Source organism: Williamsia sp. M5A3_1d (assembly GCF_053345315.1).
This window is the reverse complement of sequence record NZ_JBKEZX010000003.1, coordinates 766470-786021: the sequence shown is the minus strand read 5'-3', so window position 1 is coordinate 786021 and position 19552 is coordinate 766470. Positions and strand designations below refer to the sequence as shown.

16 protein-coding genes are annotated in these 19552 nt (G+C 68.3%); 8 read left to right on the top strand and 8 right to left on the bottom strand.

All coding sequences use genetic code 11. From position 1 onward, the window contains the following. The first annotated feature begins 138 nt into the window (after positions 1-138). Genes ACLBW1_RS15935 through ACLBW1_RS15910 form a run of 6 tightly spaced genes read left to right on the top strand, consistent with a single transcriptional unit; the run spans position 139 to position 7131 of the window. A complete protein-coding gene (locus tag ACLBW1_RS15935; RefSeq protein WP_447812769.1) occupies positions 139-1845 on the top strand; it encodes a nitrite/sulfite reductase in 1707 nt (568 codons plus the stop codon). Further along, entirely contained in the window at positions 1842-2573 is a 732-nt protein-coding gene (locus ACLBW1_RS15930; RefSeq protein WP_447812768.1) for a phosphoadenylyl-sulfate reductase, read from the top strand. The genes ACLBW1_RS15935 and ACLBW1_RS15930 overlap by 4 nt, the downstream gene beginning before the upstream one ends. Beyond that, positions 2570-3511, top strand: coding sequence for a sulfate adenylyltransferase subunit CysD (gene cysD / locus ACLBW1_RS15925; protein WP_447812767.1), 942 nt, complete (start codon positions 2570-2572; stop codon positions 3509-3511). The genes ACLBW1_RS15930 and cysD overlap by 4 nt, the downstream gene beginning before the upstream one ends. Next, the gene (locus ACLBW1_RS15920; RefSeq protein WP_447812766.1) at positions 3511-4845 is read left to right on the top strand and encodes a sulfate adenylyltransferase subunit 1; all 1335 of its coding nucleotides are present in this window, start codon (positions 3511-3513) and stop codon (positions 4843-4845) included. Before cysD ends, ACLBW1_RS15920 begins: the two co-directional genes overlap by 1 nt. Then, positions 4842-5585: a sirohydrochlorin chelatase gene (locus ACLBW1_RS15915; RefSeq protein WP_447812765.1), complete on the top strand. Its 744-nt coding sequence runs from the start codon at positions 4842-4844 to the stop codon at positions 5583-5585. Before ACLBW1_RS15920 ends, ACLBW1_RS15915 begins: the two co-directional genes overlap by 4 nt. Before the next feature lie 52 nt (positions 5586-5637). Then, on the top strand, positions 5638-7131 hold the full coding sequence (locus ACLBW1_RS15910; RefSeq protein WP_447812764.1) for a trypsin-like peptidase domain-containing protein: 1494 nt from the start codon (positions 5638-5640) through the stop codon (positions 7129-7131). 15 nt (positions 7132-7146) lie between these two features. Here the strand turns inward: ACLBW1_RS15910 and ACLBW1_RS15905 are convergent, their stop codons facing one another. The 5 genes from ACLBW1_RS15905 to ACLBW1_RS15885 form a co-directional block, all read right to left on the bottom strand. Beyond that, positions 7147-8142 (bottom strand): sulfate/molybdate ABC transporter ATP-binding protein, encoded by a 996-nt coding sequence (locus ACLBW1_RS15905; protein ID WP_447812763.1) that lies wholly within the window; start codon positions 8140-8142, stop codon positions 7147-7149. Then, the gene (gene cysW, locus ACLBW1_RS15900) at positions 8139-9086 is read right to left on the bottom strand and encodes a sulfate ABC transporter permease subunit CysW (protein ID WP_447812762.1); all 948 of its coding nucleotides are present in this window, start codon (positions 9084-9086) and stop codon (positions 8139-8141) included. Before cysW ends, ACLBW1_RS15905 begins: the two co-directional genes overlap by 4 nt. Further along, positions 9083-9940: a sulfate ABC transporter permease subunit CysT gene (cysT, locus tag ACLBW1_RS15895; RefSeq protein WP_447812761.1), complete on the bottom strand. Its 858-nt coding sequence runs from the start codon at positions 9938-9940 to the stop codon at positions 9083-9085. Before cysT ends, cysW begins: the two co-directional genes overlap by 4 nt. Then, positions 9937-11070, bottom strand: coding sequence for a sulfate ABC transporter substrate-binding protein (locus ACLBW1_RS15890; RefSeq protein WP_447812995.1), 1134 nt, complete (start codon positions 11068-11070; stop codon positions 9937-9939). Before ACLBW1_RS15890 ends, cysT begins: the two co-directional genes overlap by 4 nt. A 367-nt stretch (positions 11071-11437) precedes the next feature. Then, positions 11438-11638 (bottom strand): hypothetical protein, encoded by a 201-nt coding sequence (locus tag ACLBW1_RS15885; RefSeq protein WP_447812760.1) that lies wholly within the window; start codon positions 11636-11638, stop codon positions 11438-11440. Between the two features lie 138 nt (positions 11639-11776). On the opposite strand from ACLBW1_RS15885, the gene ACLBW1_RS15880 reads away from it, so the two are divergent. Next, the gene (locus ACLBW1_RS15880) at positions 11777-13801 is read left to right on the top strand and encodes a glycoside hydrolase family 15 protein (RefSeq protein WP_447812759.1); all 2025 of its coding nucleotides are present in this window, start codon (positions 11777-11779) and stop codon (positions 13799-13801) included. 24 nt (positions 13802-13825) lie between these two features. Here ACLBW1_RS15880 and ACLBW1_RS15875 read toward each other — a convergent pair whose 3' ends face one another. From ACLBW1_RS15875 to lepA, 3 genes are all read right to left on the bottom strand, one after another. Beyond that, positions 13826-14731: a cation diffusion facilitator family transporter gene (locus tag ACLBW1_RS15875; RefSeq protein WP_447812758.1), complete on the bottom strand. Its 906-nt coding sequence runs from the start codon at positions 14729-14731 to the stop codon at positions 13826-13828. Positions 14732-14788: 57 nt separating this feature from the next. Beyond that, entirely contained in the window at positions 14789-16834 is a 2046-nt protein-coding gene (locus ACLBW1_RS15870) for a M3 family metallopeptidase (RefSeq protein WP_447812757.1), read from the bottom strand. Positions 16835-16907: 73 nt separating this feature from the next. Further along, positions 16908-18773 (bottom strand): translation elongation factor 4, encoded by a 1866-nt coding sequence (lepA, locus tag ACLBW1_RS15865; protein WP_447812756.1) that lies wholly within the window; start codon positions 18771-18773, stop codon positions 16908-16910. 81 nt (positions 18774-18854) lie between these two features. Between lepA and ACLBW1_RS15860 the strand changes: the two genes are divergently transcribed. Next, a complete protein-coding gene (locus ACLBW1_RS15860) occupies positions 18855-19541 on the top strand; it encodes an alpha/beta hydrolase family protein (protein ID WP_447812755.1) in 687 nt (228 codons plus the stop codon). The last annotated feature ends 11 nt before the right edge of the window (positions 19542-19552 follow it).

Sequence of the window (19552 nt, the reverse complement as noted above, 5' to 3'; positions counted from 1 at the left end):
CCGCAGTCTGTCCGCGATCGACTCCGATCGCCCCCTGCGCCGAGCCACGCGACACGTCGATGGGTCCGCCGCGACCCGCCATCCCGTGGGTGCCCGCATGTCGAGCGAAGCGCCGCGACCACTTCCAGGAGCCATCTCATGACCCCGACCTCCCCCGCCACCGGAGCCGACGCGCCCGCGCGGCGCGCCCGACCCACCAAGCGTCGCGCCGAGGGCCAGTGGAAGCTCGGGTACCGCGAACCGCTGAACGCCAACGAGCAGTCCAAGAAGGACGACAACCCGCTCAACGTCCGGGCGCGCATCGAGAACATCTACGCGCACCGGGGATTCGACTCCATCGACAAGAGCGATTTGCGCGGCCGGTTCCGCTGGTGGGGCCTGTACACACAGCGCGCGCAGGGCTACGACGGCACCTGGACCGGCGACGAGAACCTCGACCTGCTCGAGGACAGCCACTTCATGATGCGGGTGCGCTGCGACAAGGGCGCGTTGTCCGCCGAGCAGTTGCGCACCATCGGCGAGATCTCCACCGAGTTCGCGCGCGACACCGCCGACCTGTCCGACCGGGAGAACGTCCAGTACCACTGGATCCGCATCGAGGACGTCCCCACCATCTGGAACCGTCTCGAGGCCGTCGGCCTGCAGACCACCGAGGCGTGCGGCGACTGCCCCCGCGTCGTGCTCGGCTCCCCGTTGGCCGGTGAGGCACTCGACGAGGTCCTCGACCCGACGCCCGCGATCGACGAGATCGTCCGCCGGTACATCGGCGACCCCGCCTACTCGAACCTGCCGCGCAAGTTCAAGACCGCCATCTCGGGCCTGCAGGACGTGGCCCACGAGATCAACGACATCGCCTTCATCGGCGTCGAACACCCCGAGCACGGCCCGGGCCTCGACCTCTGGGTCGGTGGCGGCTTGTCGACGAATCCGATGCTGGCCCAACGGGTCGGCGCCTGGATCCCGCTCGACGAGGTGCCCGACGTGTGGCAGGGCGTGGTGTCGCTGTTCCGGGACTACGGCTACCGGCGCCTGCGCGCCAAGGCGCGGCTGAAGTTCCTCCTCAAGGACTGGGGCATGGAGAAGTTCCGCCAGGTCCTCGAAGACGAGTACTTGGGCCGGAAACTCGTCGACGGCCCCGCACCGGCGCCGCTGACCGCCCCGCGCGACCACGTCGGTGTGCAGAAACTCAAGAACGGGCTCAACGCCGTCGGGTTCGCCGCCATCGCCGGGCGGGTGTCGGGCTCGACCCTGACCGCCGTCGCCGACGCCGCGGCCCGGATCGGTTCGGACCGTATCCGTTTCACCCCCTACCAGAAGCTCGTCGTGCTCGACGTCGCCGACGACCACGTCGACGGGCTCATCGAGGAGTTGGCCGCCCACGGGCTCGACGGCCGACCGTCGCGCTGGCGTCGCAACCTCATCGCCTGCTCGGGGATCGAGTTCTGCAAGCTGTCGTTCACCGAGACCCGCAAGCGGTCCCAGAAGCTCGTCCCCGAGCTCGAGGATCGCCTCGCCGACATCGACGCCCAGCTCGACGTGCCCATCACCATCAACATCAACGGGTGCCCAAACTCGTGTGCGCGCGCCCAGATCGCCGACATCGGCTTCAAGGGCATGTTGATCGAGGACGACAACGGCGACCACGTCGAGGGTTTTCAGGTCCATCTCGGCGGAAGCCTGGGCCAGGACGCCGGTTTCGGTCGCAAGGTCCGTCAGCACAAGGTGCCCACCGGCGAACTCGGCGACTACGTCGACCGCGTCGTGCGGAATTTCGTCAAACACCGCTCGGAGGGGGAACGCTTCGCGGAGTGGACCCTGCGGGCACAGGAGGAGGATCTGCGATGAGTACCGCCGTACGCATCGAGGCGCATCTGCGCGAACTCGCCGAGTCCGGCGCCCGTGACCTCGGACCCGATGCGACGCCCGAGCAGTTGCTGCGCTGGACCGCCGAGAACTTCGGGACCGATTTCGTGGTCGCCTCGAACATGCAGGACGCCGCGCTGGTCGACCTCGCCGTCGACGCGATCGATCCCGCCACGCTCGACCACGAGAAGCTCAAGGTGCTGTTCCTCGACACCGGCTACCACTTCGCCGAGACCCTGGGCACCCGCGACGCCGTCGAGCAGGTCTACGGCGTGGAGATCGTCAACGTCACCCCCGAACAGACCGTCGCCGAGCAGGACGAACTGTTGGGCCGCAACCTGTTCGCCTCCGATCCGGGTGAGTGCTGCCGACTCCGCAAGGTCGTGCCGCTGCAGCGTCAGCTGTCGCAGTACAGCGCCTGGGTGACCGGCATCCGACGCGTCGAGTCGCCGACCCGCGCCAACGCACCGCTCATCTCGTTCGACGAGGGATTCGGCCTGGTGAAGATCAACCCGATCGCGGCGTGGACCGACGAGCAGATGCAGGACTACATCGACCGGCGTGGTGTGCTGGTGAACCCGCTGGTCGACGAGGGCTATCCGTCGATCGGGTGCGCGCCGTGCACCGCGAAACCGGCTCCCGGTTCCGATCCCCGCAGCGGCCGCTGGGCCGGCCGCTCCAAGACCGAATGTGGGTTGCACGCCTCATGACCATCGAACAGAGCACGCCGACGACCCCATCGCTGGGCGACGACGAACAGTTCAGCACCCTCGACGCACTCGAGTCGGAGGCGATCCACATCTTCCGTGAGGTCGCCGGCGAGTTCGATCGACCGGTGATCCTGTTCTCCGGCGGCAAGGACTCGACGGTCCTGCTGCACGTGGCGATCAAGGCGTTCTGGCCCGCCCCGATCCCCTTCTCGCTCCTGCACGTCGACACCGGACACAACCTGCCCGAGGTCCTCGCGTTCCGCGACGAGGTCGTCGCGCGCCACAATCTGCGCCTGCATGTGGCGAGCGTCGAGGACTACCTCGCCGACGGTCGACTGACCGAGCGACCCGACGGTGTCCGCAACCCTCTGCAGACCGTCCCCCTGCTCGACGCCATCAACGATCACCGCTTCGACGCGGTGTTCGGCGGTGGGCGTCGCGACGAGGAGCGGTCGCGGGCCAAGGAGCGGATCTTCTCGCTGCGCAACGCCTTCGGGCAGTGGGACCCCAAGCGTCAGCGACCGGAGCTGTGGAATCTCTACAACGGCAAACACGCCGCGGGCGAGCATGTCCGGGTGTTCCCGCTGTCGAACTGGACCGAGCTCGACGTGTGGCGCTACATCGCCCGCGAGCAGGTACTGCTGCCCGGCATCTACTACGCCCACGAACGTGATGTCTTCGAACGAGACGGCATGTGGATGACGCCGGGCCCGTGGGGCGGACCCCGCGACGGTGAAGAGCTGCAACGGCTCTCGGTGCGCTACCGCACCGTCGGCGACGGCTCCACGACCGGTGCGGTGCTCTCCGATGCCGCCGACAACGACGCCGTCCTTGCCGAGGTCGCGGCCTCCCGGCTCACCGAGCGCGGCGCCACCCGCGGCGACGATCGCGTCTCCGAGGCGGCGATGGAAGACCGAAAGCGTGAGGGCTACTTCTGATGACCACCACCGTCTCCCCCGCCGACACCTCCGGCGGGCGCGTCGAGAATCCCGACCTGCTGCGCATCGCGACCGCGGGCAGCGTCGACGACGGCAAGTCGACCCTCGTCGGCCGCCTGTTGTTCGACACCAAATCCGTTCTCGCCGACCAGATCGACGCCGTCACGCGCGCTTCGGTCGACAAGGGACTCGACACCCCTGATCTCTCGCTGCTGGTCGACGGCCTGCGGGCCGAACGCGAGCAGGGCATCACCATCGACGTGGCCTACCGCTACTTCGCCACGCCGCGGCGGTCGTTCGTGCTCGCCGACACCCCCGGTCACGTGCAGTACACCCGCAACACGGTCTCGGGCGCCTCGACCGCCCAGCTGGTGATCTTGCTCGTCGACGCACGCACCGGTGTCGTCGCCCAGACGCGCCGTCACGCCGCCGTCATGGCACTGCTCGGTGTCCCGCGACTGGTGTTGGCGGTCAACAAGATCGACCTCGTCGACGATGCGGCCACGGTGTTCGCCGAGATCAGCGCCGATTTCGCCCGACTCACCGGCACCCTCGGCTGGGACGACGCCGATGTGCAGGCCATCCCGGTCTCGGCGCTGCGCGGAGACAACGTCGCCCACCGGTCCGAGCTCACCGACTTCTACACCGGTCCCACGCTCATCGAGCACCTCGAGTCGGTGCCGAACGTGGCCGATCGCGCGCCGGTGGGGTTCCGGTTCCCCGTGCAGTACGTGATCCGTCCCCGGACCGCGGAGTACCTCGACTACCGGGGGTACGCCGGGCAGGTCGCCGCCGGTCGCGTGCGGGTCGGCGACGAGGTCGTGGTGCTGCCGTCGGGTATCCGGACGACGGTGTCGGGCATCGACACCGCCGACGGATCGCTCACCTCGGCGCACACCGGCCGCAGCGTCACGGTGCTCCTCGCCGACGACATCGACATCTCCCGCGGCGACATCATCGCCGCGGTCGGCGACGCGCCCGAACCGATCTCGTCGTTCACCGCGACGGTCTGCTGGCTCGGCGACAAGCCGCTCGTCCCCGGCGCCCGCCTGCTGCTCAAACACGGCACGCTGTCGACCCCGGCCATCGTCGGTTCCCTCGACGCCCTGTTCGACGAGCAGGACCTGTCGGTCCACGACGGACCGGAACGCCTCGAGCTCAACCAGATCGGGCGCATCACCGTGCAGACCGCGGCCCCTGTCGCGGCCGATGACTACCTCGTCAACCGCGAGACCGGCAGCTTCCTGCTGATCGATCCGCAGGGCGGCAACACCCTCGCCGCCGGCCTGGTGGGCGACGCCCTGGCACCGCTGCACCTGTCCGCCCTGGCGTGACCGACGCGCTCGTCCTCGCCGCACACGGCAGTCGGGATCCCCGCTTCGCCGTGACCGCGCGGAAGGTGACCGATGCGGTCGCCGCCGCGCTGCCCGATATCGACGTGCACCTGGGTTTCCTCGACCTCGACGAGCCGACGGTGACCGAGGTGGTGGCCGCCGTGGCGGGTCCGCACGTGGTGGTCGTTCCGTTGTTGTTCTCGAACGCGTTCCACGCAGGCGTCGATCTGCCCACCGCGCTCGACGCCGAGCGCGGCCGTCGACCGGGGGTGTCGTTCACCCAGGCACCGCCACTGGGGCCCGACCCGCGACTTCTCGCCGCGCTCGCCGACCGACTGCTCGCGGCCGGTCTCGACGCCGACGACGGCGTAATACTGTGCGCCGTGGGGAGCCGTGATCGCGGGGCCGACGCGCAGTTCCTGACGGTCGCCGCGGATCTCGCCGGGTACGTCGCGTGCCGGGGTGTCGAACCGCTGTTCGCCACGCGTCTGGGTCCCGAGGCCCGACACCTGCGCGAGGCCGTCGATCGCCTGACGACGAAGGGTGCCCGGAGGATCGTGGTGGGCCCGTACTTCCTGTCGGCGGGAACCCTCACCGACCGTGTCGAGAAAGCCCTGGCCGCACTGTCGGTCGACGTCGTGATCGCCGAGCCGATCGGCGCACACCCGGGGTTGATCGACATCATCGGCGATCGATACCGCGCCGCGGTGGCCGGGAATCCTGGGCAAAGCCTCAGCTGATTCCCCTCGGAACACTCGGGTTGCACTCAGGTTCGGCGCGGACGGTGGTGTCATGCACGAGAACCCACACGACCAGAACCCGACCGACCGTTACCCGACCGGCGAGAACGCGACCGACAGGCCGGAAGCGTCCGCTGCGTCCGAACACCCGACGCAGCGGTGGGACAGCCGTCCCGCGCACGGTGCGGATGATCCGTATCGATCGAACCCGGCGTACGCGACGCCCCCGGCACACGGCAGTTTCCCGACATACGGTGCGCCACAGCATATTCCGGACGCAACCGCTCCCTTCGGGACCACACCGTCGGCCACCGCCCCCGGCCCGGGTACACCGACAAACCGGCATCGAGCCGGCACCCCGGTCCTCGTCGCCGTCCTCGCGGCCGGGTTGATCGGCGGCGGCCTCGGCGCCGGCGGCGTCGCCCTCCTCGACCAGCGCGACTCCGCCCCGGCGGCCCTCACCTCGGCGCCCTCGTCCCCCGGAACGGTGAACGCCACTCCAGGATCGGTCACCTACGCCGCCAAGGTCGCCTCGAAGTCCACCGCCGACATCGCCGTCTCCGGCGCGCAGGGCACCGCCGTCGGCAGCGGGATCATCCTCACCGCAGATGGTTACACGCTGACCAACAACCACGTGGTGTCCGGTGTCGGCGACGGTGGCCGGATCCAGGTCACCCTCCCCGACGGCAGCACCCACTCCGCGACCGTGACCGGCGTCGCGCCGTCGTACGACCTCGCGGTCATCAAGGTCTCGGGCGTCAGCGACCTCACCCCGGCCACCCTCGGACGGTCTAACGGACTGCAGGTCGGCCAGCAGGTCGTCGCCGTGGGCAGCCCCGAGAACCTGTCGAACACCGTCACCTCGGGCATCATCAGCGCGCTGAGCCGCACCGTGACCGCAGGCGACGAGTCCGGTTCACAGGTCGCGGTGTACAACGGCCTGCAGACCGACACGCCGATCAACCCGGGCAATTCCGGTGGGCCACTGGTGAATTTGCAAGGTCAGGTGGTGGGGGTGAACTCCGCCGTCGACACCGGACAGGCCGCCAGTGGCGGCGTACAGGCCTTCGGGCTGGGGTTCTCGATCCCCGTCGACACCGCCAAGCGCGTCGCCGAGCAGCTCATGCAGAACGGGACGGCCACCAAACCCGTTCTGGGCGTCTCGGGTTCACTGTCGGAGACCACCAACGCCTCGCAGACGAACGTCAACGGCGCCCGCGTCGGATCGGTCTCGGCCGACGGCGCCGCCGCCCGCGCCGGCCTGCGCTCGGGCGACGTGATCACCGCCATCGACGGCAGCCCGATCAGCAACTACGCCGACCTCATGGCACAGGTCCTGCGTCATCAGCCCGGCCAACAGATCCCGATCACCGTCACCGACACGAACGGGAAGTCCGAGAAGCTGACCGTCACCCTCGGCAGCGCGAAGGACGACGCCACCACGACGGTGTCCACGCAGTCGGCACCGTCGCAGCAGGGCTCACCCGATCAGGGTTCGCCCGACCAGAGCTCACCCTTCGACGGGCTGGATCCGTTCGGGCAGTGACGCTTCGGGGCCCGTTCAGCCGGCGATCGTCGGGACGCGTGTCGCGCGGACGTAGACCTCGTCTCCGTCCGACAACGACAGCGCCTCGGCGTCGCCGCGGGTGATCTGAGCGTGGAAGTCGTCACCGGTGGCGGCGTTGATGAGTTCCACCCGCACCTCGAAACCGAGGTGCACCACACGCTGCACGGTCGCCTTGAGGACCCCGGTCGCGGCCGACTCCGAATCGGCGGTCGACAGGGCGAGGTCGGGCGTACGGCCCACACGGATGTCGTGGGGTCGCACCAGCGACCCGTTGAGCCGGGCGGTGGAACCCAGGAAGCCCATCACGAACTCGTTCGCCGGGCGGTCGTAGAGGTCGTCGGGGCTGCCGACCTGCTCGATCCGACCCTTGTTCAAGACCGCGATACGGTCGGCCACGTCGAGTGCCTCCTGCTGGTCGTGGGTGACCAGCACCGTCGTCACGTGGACGTCGTCGTGCAGGCGTCGCAGCCATTTGCGCAGGTCTTCACGGACCTTCGCGTCGAGGGCACCGAACGGCTCGTCGAGCAGCAGCACCTGCGGGTCGACCGCGAGGGCACGTGCGAGCGCCATGCGCTGACGCTGACCGCCGGAGAGCTGTGCGGGATAGCGGGTCTGGAACCCGGCCAGGCCGACCACCTCGAGCAGGTCGTCGACCTTCTTGGTCACCTCGGCCTTGGGCCGCTTGCGGATCTTCAGACCGAAGGCCACGTTCTCGCGAACCGTCATGTGTTTGAACGCCGCGTAGTGCTGGAACACGAAGCCGATGTCCCGGTTCTGCGGCGACACACGGGTGACGTCTTCACCGTTGATGCTCACGACACCGGAATCGAGGGAGTCCAGGCCGGCGATCGACCGCAGGAGCGTCGACTTGCCCGAACCCGACGGTCCGAGGAGGGCGGTCAACGAACCCGCGGGGATGTCCAGCGACACGTCGTCGAGGGCGGCGAAATCGCCGTAGCGCTTGTTCGCGCGGGAGACCGAGATCGTCATCGTGCGTACTCCTTGTCGGAAGGGGGCGAGCCGGAAGGGGGCGAGTCGGAAGGGGTCGTGTCCGGCACCGGTGCGGTGGCGGCGTCGGTCGGTACAACGGTGTCGTCGGTGCTGCCGCGACGGGCACCCTTGGCCAGTCGGCCCGCGAGTCCGCGTCGTTCGATGAGGGTCATCGCCACGAGCACCAGCAGTGCGATGAGCATGAGCAGGGTCGCCGCGGCGTAGGCGCCGTACTCGTTGTAGTCGTCGGTGTAGCGCGAGGAGACCAGCAGCGTCAGCGTCTGCGAGATCCCGGGGAACCCCGACGACACGATGATCACCGCGCCGTACTCGCCGAGGCTGCGGGCCACGGTGAGGACGACCCCGTAGGTGAGACCCCACCGGATGGCGGGCAGGGTGATCCGGCGGAAGGTCTGCCAACCGTTGGCCCCGAGGGTGGCCGCGGCCTCCTCCTGCTCGGTCCCGATCTCGCGCAGGACCGGCTCCACCTCGCGCACCACGAACGGCAGCGTGACGAAGATGGTGGCGAGCACCATGCCCGGGAGACCGAAGATCACGCGGAAACCGAGACTCTCGACACCGCCGAACCAACCGCCGTAGCCCCACAGGAGCACCAGCGAGACACCCACGACGACGGGTGAGACGGCGAACGGCAGATCGATGATCGCCTGCACGACACCGCGACCTCGAAAACGACCGCGCACCAACGCGATGGCGGTGGCGATGCCGAACACGACGTTGAGCGGCACCACGATCACCACGATCAGCACACTGAGCTGCAGTGCCGAGATCGCCGCCGGTGTGGTGATCCAGTCCCAGAACTGACCGAGGCCGTGTTCGAAGGAACGCCAGAAGATCAGCGCGACCGGCACCACCAGCAGCACGAACAGGTAGATGAGTGCGACGGCCCGCAGGCCGTACCGCGACGTGGGCGACAGTTTCATCGGTCGGCTCCTTCACGCTTGGCCGAACGACGGCCGACGATCCGGAGCACGAACAGGACCGCGAAGGCGATCACCAGCAGCACCACCGACACCGCCGAGGCGTCGACCGGGGCGTCGACCTCGAGTTGCTGCTGGATGTACTGCGAGGCGACCTGGGTGTCACCGGGGATGTTGCCGCCGATGAGCACGACCGATCCGAACTCACCGATGGCGCGCGTGAAGGCGAGACCCGCACCGGTGAGGATGGCCGGGGCCAGCGACGGCACCACGATCTTCACCCAGATGGTCCAGTTGGAGGCGCCCAGTGACGCGGCGGCCTCCTCGACCTCGCGGTCGACCTCGATGAGGACCGGCTGCACCTGCCGCACCACGAACGGCAGGGTGACGAAGGCCAGCGCGATCACCAGCGCGGGTTGGGTGGCGTTGAGCTGGATGTCGATGGGGCTGTTGGGCCCGTAGAGCGACAGCAACACCAGGCTCGCCACGATGGTGGGCAGGGCGAACGGGAGATCGATCAGCGCGTTCACGATCCCCTTGCCGGGGAAGTCGTCGCGGACGAGCACCCAGGCGATCACGGTGCCCATCACGACGTTGATCAGCGCGACCACGATCGACACCAACACGGTGACCCGTATCGAGGCGACGGCGTTGTCCGCGGTGACGGCGTCGACGAAACCACTCCAGCCGTCGTCGAACGACTTCGTGGTGATCGCCGCGAGCGGCAGCAACACGATGACGGTGAGCCAGAGTCCGGCGACGCCGATGCCCAGGGGCCCGGCACCGGTGATGCGGCGCCCCCCGGCGAGTTTCGGTGCCGGTGGCGTGTCGGGGGGTTCGACCTGCACCGTGGTCATGCCTTGCCTCCTGCGTCGTAGATCTTGCTGATCGCGCCCTTCGTGCCGAACAGCTCGGAGTCGACGGCCTTCCAGCCGGTCAGGTCCTTGCCCTTGTTCTCGGCGGCGGTGCCTGCGCCGAGGACCTTGCCGAGGGCGGAGATCGTCCAGAGCTTGTCGATGGTGCCCGGGAACAGCGCGCGGGTCGCGGCGATCACCGACGGCGTGACCGGCCGGAAGCCCTGCTGGGCCCAGATACGTTGTCCCTCATCGGTGAAGAGGAACTCGACGAACTTCTCGGCCGACGCCTTGTCGTCACTGGTGTTCACCACCGCGACCGGGTTCTCGATCTTGAACGTCTGCGGAGGGATCACGTAGTCCACACGTTGCGATGGCGGTGCGGTGCCGTTCTTGCGCTGCAGCATGATGGCTTCGTTCTCGTAGCTGATGAGGACGTCACCCTGACCCTGCTCGAACGTGGTGGTGGCCTCACGACCCGACTTCGGGTTGACGCGGATGTGATCGCGGACGAGGTCGCTCACATAGGCCAGGCCGGCCTTCTCGTCGACCCCGCCGTTGCTCTTGGCGGCGAACGGCGCCAACAGGTTCCACTTGGCCGAACCGGAGCTGCCCGGGTTGGGGGTGATCACCTCGACGCCGGGCTTGAGCAGGTCGTCCCAGTCACGGATGTTCTTCGGATTGCCCTGTCGGACCACGAGCGCCACCACCGACCCGAACGGGGTGCTGTTGTTGGGGTGCTGGGTCTTCCAGTCCTCGTCGACCACCCCGGCCTTCACCAGACGCGTGATGTCGGGCTCGACGGAGAAGTTGACGACGTCGGCGGGCACACGTCGGGCGACCTTGCGCGACTGGTCACCCGAGGCGCCGTACGACTGGGAGAACCCGATGTCGGAGCCGGCGTCGGTGTCGCGGAACGCCGGGATGATCTTGTCGAAACCGGGTTTCGGGGTCGCGTAGGCGATCAGGTTCACGTGATGCGAGCCGCTCGAGATGTCGCGGCCGCCGGGGGTGTCGGTCGAACCACCCCCGCAACCGGCGAGCGTGGCCACCAGGGCGATGGCCAGCAGGCAGACGGCGTGGGCACGGCCGCGGGGGCGCCATCGGCGGCGCGGTGGACGGATGTCGGGCACGGACACAACCTTCACGAGGGGGACGGGATTTCGGCGGGTCGAGTTGTCGGCGGTGCGGACACGGCCGAGGTGGCGGTCGTCGCCGACGGGCAGGGCGCGCACCGGGCGCGGGAAGGAACGGGTGTCAGCGACAGTGAATGTCTGCGACACAGCGGTATTCCACTGCGAAGAGGGCCATCCGGAGGTGTGTCCGGTAGCGCGAGGGTGCGAGCACAGCGGTGAGATTATCAGCAGTCCCCGGCACCGACCGGCGACGCGCATCCGGCGACGAACGCCTGTTGAGCAGGACTAACGGGTGGCGAGCCAGGCGACGATCACCAGCACGAGGAGCGCGATCAGCGCGAGGGTGACGCGGGAGCGCGGCATGTCAGGGCTCTCCGCGGCGGGTACGTGCGGGCGCGAACCGGTCGACGAGATGCAGCACGCCGTTGACCAGTGCGTTGAGCACGATCGCGGCCGCGATGGCCAGCGGGACGAGCACCACGAGACTGACCAGCAGCTGCGGGACAAACGACAAACCGGTCAACCACGCCTCGACGCCGTCCCACCACGTCCGGATCCCGTTCACCGCCACAGCGTAGCGCGAATGGTTTAACTCACCCTGGGCCTAAAGCCCTGACGCCCGCACCGCGGGCACACACGGCGAGGCCACGCGGCCGGACGTCTCCTGTGGCGCTCTGTGTGTCCCCTCAACCATGATGGGGCGATGACAACCCCTGCCCACGAACGCGCGGCCACCGCAGTCCCCGGTGCCACCGACACCGGCCGACCCGTCCCGGGCACCGCGGGGCTCGCCCACGCGTCCGACATCAGCGGCTTCACCCCGGCGACGGCGACGCACAACGCGTTCCCACCGATCGACGACTACGCGTTCCTCTCCGACTGCGAGACGAACTGCCTGATCGCCCGCAACGGGGCGGTCGAGTGGATGTGCGTCCCGAGACCGGACTCCCCGAGCATCTTCGGCGCGGTCCTCGACCGCTCCGCCGGACATTTCAAGCTCGCCCCCTACGGCGTCAACGTGCCGGTCGATCGCCGTTACCTGCCCGGCAGTCTGATGGTCGAGACCACCTGGCAGACCGACACCGGCTGGATGATCGTGCGCGACGCGCTGGTGATGGGACCCTGGCACGACAACGACACCCGCTCGCGTACACACCGCCGCACGCCGACCGACTGGGATGCCGAGCACATCCTGCTCCGCACGGTGCGATGCGTCAGCGGCACGGTCGAGGTGGCGTTGAGCTGTGAACCGGCCTTCGACTACCACCGCGGGACCACCACGTGGGAGTACTCCGGGCCGGCGTACGGCGAGGCGATCGCCACCGCGACCGACACGAAGCACCCCTCGCCCACACTGAAACTGACCACCAACTTCAAGCTCGGACTCGAGGGCCGCGAGGCGCGCGCCCGGTCACGACTGACCGAGGGCGACAACAGGTTCATCGCCCTGAGCTGGTCGTCGCAGCCCGCGCCGCAGAACTGGGAGGAGGCGGCGCAGAAGATGTGGGCGACCTCGGAGTCGTGGCGCCAGTGGATCAACATCGGCTCGTTCCCCGATCACCCGTGGCGCGGGCATCTGCAGCGCAGCGCGCTGACGTTGAAGGGGCTCACCTACTCCCCGACCGGTGCCCTGCTCGCCGCGGCGACCACGTCGTTGCCGGAAACGCCGGGTGGCGAACGGAACTGGGACTACCGGTACGCCTGGGTGCGCGATTCCACCTTCGCCCTGTGGGGCCTCTACACCCTCGGACTCGACCGCGAGGCCGACGACTTCTTCTCGTTCATCGCCGACGTGTCCGGAGCGACCAACGGCGAACACCACCCCCTTCAGGTGATGTACGGCGTCGGCGGTGAGCGGACCCTCGACGAGGAGGAGCTGAACCACCTGTCGGGATACGACGGTGCGCGGCCGGTCCGCATCGGCAACGGTGCGTACAACCAGTCGCAGCACGACATCTGGGGCACAATGCTCGATTCGGTGTACCTCAACATGAAGTCGAACGAGACCATCTCGGAGACCCTCTGGCCGGTGCTCAAGGCACAGGTCGAGGAGGCGGTGAAGCACTGGCGTAAACCCGATCGGGGCATCTGGGAGGTTCGCGGCGAACCGCAGCACTTCACCTCCTCGAAGGTGATGTGCTGGATCGCGCTGGATCGCGGGGCGCGGTTGGCCACCATGCACGGCGAGAAGTCCTACGCGCAGACGTGGGCGCAGATCGCCGACGAGATCAAAGAGGACATCCTCGCCCACGGCGTCAACGAGCGCGGCGTGTTCACCCAGCGCTACGGCAGCGACGCCCTCGACGCGTCACTGCTGCTGGTGCCGCTGCTGCGGTTCATGCCGTCCGACGACGAGCGGGTGCGCAACACCGTCCTCGCCATCGCCGACGAGCTCACCGAGAACGGCCTGGTGCTGCGCTACCGGGTGGAGGAGACCGACGACGGGCTCTCCGGCGAGGAGGGGACGTTCACCATCTGCTCGTTCTGGCTGGTGTCGGCACTGGTGGAGATCGGTGAGCTGACCCGGGCCAAGCACCTGTGCGAGCGGTTGTTGAGCTATTCGAGCCCGTTGAAGCTCTACGCAGAGGAGATCGACTCCAACACCGGTCGCCACCTCGGCAACTTCCCGCAGGCCTTCACCCACCTGGCGCTGATCAACGCGGTCATGCACGTCATCCGCGCCGAGGAGGCGGGTTCGCACGGCACGTTCGTGCCGGCCAACTCCTGACATCCGGTCGACCGCGCGTCGCCGTCAGTCCAGGCGCCACGGCTCGTAGGCGCGTGGGTCGCCGATCGGTTCGAGGTGGATCGCGACGTGCAGGTGCTCGAGGGCGTCGACGAGGTCGTTCTCCACCGCCTCGACGAGGTCGTGGCCGCGCTGCACACTCCACTCACCGGGAACGAGCATGTGCAGCTGCAGGAATCGTTCGTGGCCGGCCTCGCGGGTGCGGACGTCGTGGAAGTCGATCTCATCGCTGCGGTGACGGTCGAGGACGGCGTCGAGCTGCGCGCGTTCGTCGTCGGGTAATGCGGTGTCCATCAGTCCGGCGCCGGACTGCCAGACCAGTCGCCCGCCCACGACGAGGATGTTCACCGCGACCGCGATCGCGATGAGCGGGTCGAGCGGCAGCCACCCCGTGAGCGCCACCAACAGGACACCGATCACGACGCCCGCGGTCGTCCACACGTCGGTGAGCAGGTGTTTGCCGTCGGCCTCCAGCGACAGCGACCGGTGTTTCCGTCCGATGCGGATGAGGTAGAGACCCACCACACCGTTGATGACCGTCGCCACCACCGAGATCACCAGACCCAGTCCGACGGACTCGAGTTCGGCCGGCGACAGGAGTCGATCGACCGCGGCGACGATGATGATCCCGGCCGCGACGACGATCATCACGCCCTCGAACACCGCGGAGAAGTACTCGGCCTTGGTGTGGCCGAAGTTGTGGTCGTCGTCGGCGGGCTTCACGGCGACCTTCAGAGCGACGAACGCCGCGATGGCCGCGACGACGTTGACCAGCGACTCCGCGGCGTCGGAGAGCAGACCCACCGAACCCGACACCTGCCACGCGATCACCTTGAGGGTGATGACGACGAGCGACGCCGCGAGGCTCAGCAGGGCGAAACGCGACAGGTCGGCGCGGGCTTCGGTGGTCACCCGATCATTCTGGGCCCGGGCCCCTCCGCGCGCGTCACCGCATGGCCGATCGGTGTGTCAGACGCTGACGAGTCCTTTGCGCGCGAGCAGCGGGTCGATCTGCGCCGGACGGCCCAGCAACGCCTGATGGGAGGCGATGGGGTCGACGCTGTCACCGCGCGACAGCGTCGCCTCGGCGAACCGGCGACCGTTGGCGCGGGTGAGACCACCGTGGTCGAGGAACCACTGTTCGGTCTCGGCGTCGAGGACCTCCGACCAGATGTAGGAGTAGTACCCGGCCGCGTACCCCCCGCCGAAGATGTGGTTGAAGTAGGCGCTGCGGTAGCGCGGCGGTATCAGTTCGCTCGCCACACCGGCGCGGGCGAGGGCGTCGGCCTCGAACGCCTCGACGCCGACATCGAGTGCGCCGGCGACGATCTCGTCGTGGGTGACGCGATGCCACGCGAGGTCGAGTGCTGCGGCCGCCAGGTATTCGATGGTGCTGTGGGCCGATTCGACAGACGTCGCCGCGCGGGCGGCCTCGGCGAGTTCGGACGGGATGGCCTCACCGGTCTCGTGGTGGCGTGCGTAGTGGGCGAGGACCTCGGGGTGCAGTGACCACATCTCGTTGACCTGCGAGGGGAACTCGACGAAGTCCCGCGGCACCGAGGTCCCCGATTGCGACGGGTACCGGACCTCCGACAGCAGGCCGTGCAGGGCGTGACCGAACTCGTGGAACAGGGTGGTCAGTTGGTCGAAGCTCAGCAGACACCGTCCGCCGGGTCGGGGTTTGGTGAAGTTGCAGACGTTGATGACGATGGGCTGTTCGGCGAGGAGCCCGGACTGGTCGACGATGTTGTTCATCCAGGCACCGCCGCGCTTGCTGGAGCGCGCGAAATAGTCGCCGAGGTACAGCCCGATCGAGGCACCGTCGGCGTCGAACACCTCCCAGGTGCGCACGTCCGGGTGATAACTCGGCAGATCCGTGCGTTCCACGAACTGCAGGCCGTAGAGCGACCGCGCGGCGTAGAAGACGCCGTCGGTGAGCACCCGGTCGAGATCGCAGTAGTCGGCGAAGTCGTCGAGGGAGACCGCGCTACCGCTGCGCTGCTCGACACCGAGCCAGTAGGTGAGGTCCGACGGTTCGATGTGTTCACCGGCGAGCTCGCGCAACCGGGTCAGTTCCCGCCCACCTGCGCGCATGGACGACGAGATGACCTCGCCCAGCATCGATTCCACGGCCGCGGGATCCGGTGCGGTCTGTTCGGCGATGGTGAACTCGGCGTGGTCGCGGTAGCCGAGGAGCGCCGCGCGTCGAGCGCGCAGCGTGACGATCTCGATGATGATCGCGCGGGTGTCGAAGTCATTGCCGCGGGTCCCGCGTGACGTCGATGCTGCGAAGACCTTCGCGCGGGTCGTCGGGTCGGTGAGCGCGGCGACCGCCGCCTGACTGGTCGGCAGCTCGAGGGCCAGCAGGTGCCCGCGCTCGTGACCGGCGTCGCGCGCGGCGTCGGCGGCCGCGGCGATCGCCGACGCCGACAACCCGTCGAGTTCGGCGGCGGTCTCGACGAAGACGGCGGCATCGTTGCTCTCGTCGAGCACGTGCTGGGAGAAGGTCGTGGTCAGTACCGACAGCCGCGAGGAGATCTCGCGCATCTGCTGTTGACCGTCCGGATCGAGACCTGCACCGCCGCGGATCGCGTCGCGATAGCGCCTCTCGAGCAGCCGGAGTGAGGGCTCGTCGAGGCCGAGTTCGTCGCGACGGGAGTACAGCGCCTCGATGCGGGCGAACAACCGCGGATCGAGGGTGATCGCGTTCTGATGGTCGGTGAGCAACGGCGCGAGTTCCTGGGCGATCGCGTTGCGTTGCGGATTGGTGTCCGGCCCCACGAGGGTGAAGAAGATGTTCGACGCGCGCCCCAGCGACCGACCCGAACGTTCCAGCGCCTCAATCGTGTTCGCGAACGTCGGATCCTGGGTGTTCGTCGCGATCTGCTCGATCTCGACGAGATGTTCGGCCATCGCGGTGGTGAACGCGGGCAGGAAGTCGTCATCGGAGATCGATCCGAAATCGGGCAGTCCGTGGATGTGTCGACTGGGCGCGAGGACCGGGTTGGTTGCCATGGGCCGATCGTAGCGATCACCGAGCCGACACGACCTCCCGTTTTTCCCTGGCCGGCGTCTGGTCGCCCGGTGTCTACTTGCCCTTGGGCTTGTCGCCGCCCGCCTCCGACGACAGCGCCGCCACGAACGCCTCCTGCGGGACCTCGACGCGACCGATGGTCTTCATCCGCTTCTTGCCCTCTTTCTGCTTCTCGAGGAGTTTGCGCTTACGACTGATGTCGCCGCCGTAGCACTTCGCGAGAACGTCCTTGCGGATCGCCCGGATGTTCTCGCGCGCAATGATCTTCGAGCCCACGGCAGCCTGGATGGGCACCTCGAACTGCTGGCGCGGGATGAGCTCCTTGAGTTTGAGGGTCATCTTGTTGCCGTAGGCGAAGGCGCCGTCCTTGTGCACGATGGCGCTGAACGCGTCGACGGCCTCACCCTGCAGCAGGATGTCGACCTTCACCAATGCCGATTCCTGCTCGCCCGCCTCCTCGTAGTCCAGGCTCGCGTAGCCGCGGGTGCGTGACTTGAGGGCATCGAAGAAGTCGAAGATGATCTCGGCCATCGGCATCGTGTAGCGCAGCTCCACACGGGTCTCCGAGAGGTAGTCCATGCCGCCGAGCTCGCCGCGGCGCGACTGGCAGAGCTCCATGATGGTGCCGACGAACTCGCTCGGCGCGATCACCGTCGTCTTCACGATCGGCTCGAAGATGGCCTTGGCCTTGCCGTCCGGCCAGTCCGACGGGTTGGTGACGACCATCTCGGTGCCGTCTTCGCCGACGAGTCGGTAGATCACGTTGGGTGCGGTGGAGATCAGATCGAGGTTGAACTCGCGTTCGAGCCGTTCGCGGGTGATCTCCATGTGCAGCAGTCCGAGGAACCCGCAGCGGAACCCGAAACCCAACGCCACCGAGGTCTCCGGCTCCCACGTGAGGGCGGCGTCGTTGAGTTGGAGCTTCTCGAGCGCGTCGCGCAGGTCCGGATAGTCCGACCCGTCGACCGGGTAGAGACCCGAGTAGACCATCGGGCGCGGCTCGCGGTAGCCCGTCAGCGCCTCGGTCGCACCGTTGCGGGCGGTCGTCACGGTGTCGCCGACCTTCGACTGGCGCACATCCTTGACGCCGGTGATGAGATAACCGACCTCGCCGACCCCGAGCCCCTTGGTCGGTTTCGGCTCCGGTGACACGATGCCCACCTCGAGGCATTCGTGCACGCTGCCGGTCGACATCATCTCGACCTTCACCCGCGGTTCGAGGCGGCCGTCGACCACGCGTACGTAGGTCACCACGCCGCGATAGGTGTCGTAGACCGAGTCGAAGATCATCGCCCGTGCCGGCGCCTCGTCGGCACCGACCGGGGCCGGGATCAGCCGGACGACCTCGTCGAGCAGTTCCCGGACACCCACGCCGGTCTTGCCCGACACGCGCAGGATGCTGTCGGGATCACACCCGACGATGTGGGCGATCTCCGCGGCGTAGCGATCGGGGTCGGCGGCAGGCAGATCGATCTTGTTCAGGACCGGGATGATCGTGAGGTCCTTGTCCATCGCGAGATAGAGGTTCGCGAGCGTCTGCGCCTCGATGCCCTGCGCGGCGTCGACGAGCAGCACCGCACCCTCACACGCCTCCAGGGCGCGCGACACCTCGTAGGTGAAGTCGACGTGTCCGGGGGTGTCGATGAGGTGCATCACGTACTCGGTGGTCACACCGTCTTCGGTGACCTCCCAGGGCAGCCGTACGTTCTGCGCCTTGATGGTGATGCCGCGTTCACGCTCGATGTCCATCCGGTCGAGGTACTGCGCGCGCATGGCCCGCTCCTCGACCACACCGGTGAGCTGCAACATCCGGTCGGCCAGCGTCGATTTGCCGTGGTCGATGTGGGCGATGATGCAGAAGTTCCGGATCCGGGCGGGATCGGTGAAGGTCGTGTCGGCGAAGCTGGGAATCGAACTCACTCCTCGTGGGGCGCATGGCGTGTACCTGCAAGTTTCGCACGCTTCGCCGTGGGCTCACGCGTCGCAGCTAGCGTGGGCCGGGTGACCGGCCGCGATACGTCGTCCCCCGACCTCGAACCGCTGCGCGGCGAGGGGCTCGCGGGCATCGTGCACCGACCCACCGGCGCGCCGATCGCGACAGCTGTGCTGGCCCACGGCGCCGGCGGCGACCACGACGCGCTGCTGCTCCGTCTGCTCGCGGACACGCTCGCCGAGAGGGGTCTTCTCGTCGCCCGCATCGACCTGCCGTACCGACAGAAGCGACCGAAGGGTCCGCCGAGTCCGTCGGGCGCCGCCGCCGACCGCGCGGGGATCGTCACCGCCTGCGCCGCGGTACGTGCGCTGGGCCGAGAGGCCGGCGGCGACGGACCGCACATCGTGGGTGGTCACTCCTATGGCGGGCGCCAGGCGTCGATGGTCGTCGCCGAGGATCCGTCGGTTGCCGAGGCGTTGCTGCTCACGTCGTATCCACTGCACCCTCCGGGTAAGCCCGAACGCGCACGTACCGAACACCTCTCGGCGATCCGGTGCCCGACAGTGGCCGTGCACGGGCCGTCGGACCCGTTCGCCACCTCCGGCGAGATCACCGCGGCGCTGGCCCTGATCCCCGGTGCCACCACCCTGGTCGAGATCCCCGGCACCGGTCACGACCTGCGTCCCGACCGCAAACCCACCGCGGCGGTGACGGCCGACGCCGTGGTCGCCCACCTCCTCGGTCGGCGGGCCTGACTAGATTCGTC

Coding starts and splice junctions, on each gene's coding strand:
- ACLBW1_RS15870 (WP_447812757.1), bottom strand. CDS start 16,834: ATGGCAACCAACCCGGTCCTCGCGCCCAGTCGACACATCCACGGACTG.
- ACLBW1_RS15920 (WP_447812766.1), top strand. CDS start 3,511: ATGACCACCACCGTCTCCCCCGCCGACACCTCCGGCGGGCGCGTCGAG.
- cysD (WP_447812767.1), top strand. CDS start 2,570: ATGACCATCGAACAGAGCACGCCGACGACCCCATCGCTGGGCGACGAC.
- ACLBW1_RS15905 (WP_447812763.1), bottom strand. CDS start 8,142: ATGACGATCTCGGTCTCCCGCGCGAACAAGCGCTACGGCGATTTCGCC.
- ACLBW1_RS15935 (WP_447812769.1), top strand. CDS start 139: ATGACCCCGACCTCCCCCGCCACCGGAGCCGACGCGCCCGCGCGGCGC.
- ACLBW1_RS15930 (WP_447812768.1), top strand. CDS start 1,842: ATGAGTACCGCCGTACGCATCGAGGCGCATCTGCGCGAACTCGCCGAG.
- ACLBW1_RS15910 (WP_447812764.1), top strand. CDS start 5,638: ATGCACGAGAACCCACACGACCAGAACCCGACCGACCGTTACCCGACC.
- cysT (WP_447812761.1), bottom strand. CDS start 9,940: ATGACCACGGTGCAGGTCGAACCCCCCGACACGCCACCGGCACCGAAA.
- ACLBW1_RS15880 (WP_447812759.1), top strand. CDS start 11,777: ATGACAACCCCTGCCCACGAACGCGCGGCCACCGCAGTCCCCGGTGCC.
- cysW (WP_447812762.1), bottom strand. CDS start 9,086: ATGAAACTGTCGCCCACGTCGCGGTACGGCCTGCGGGCCGTCGCACTC.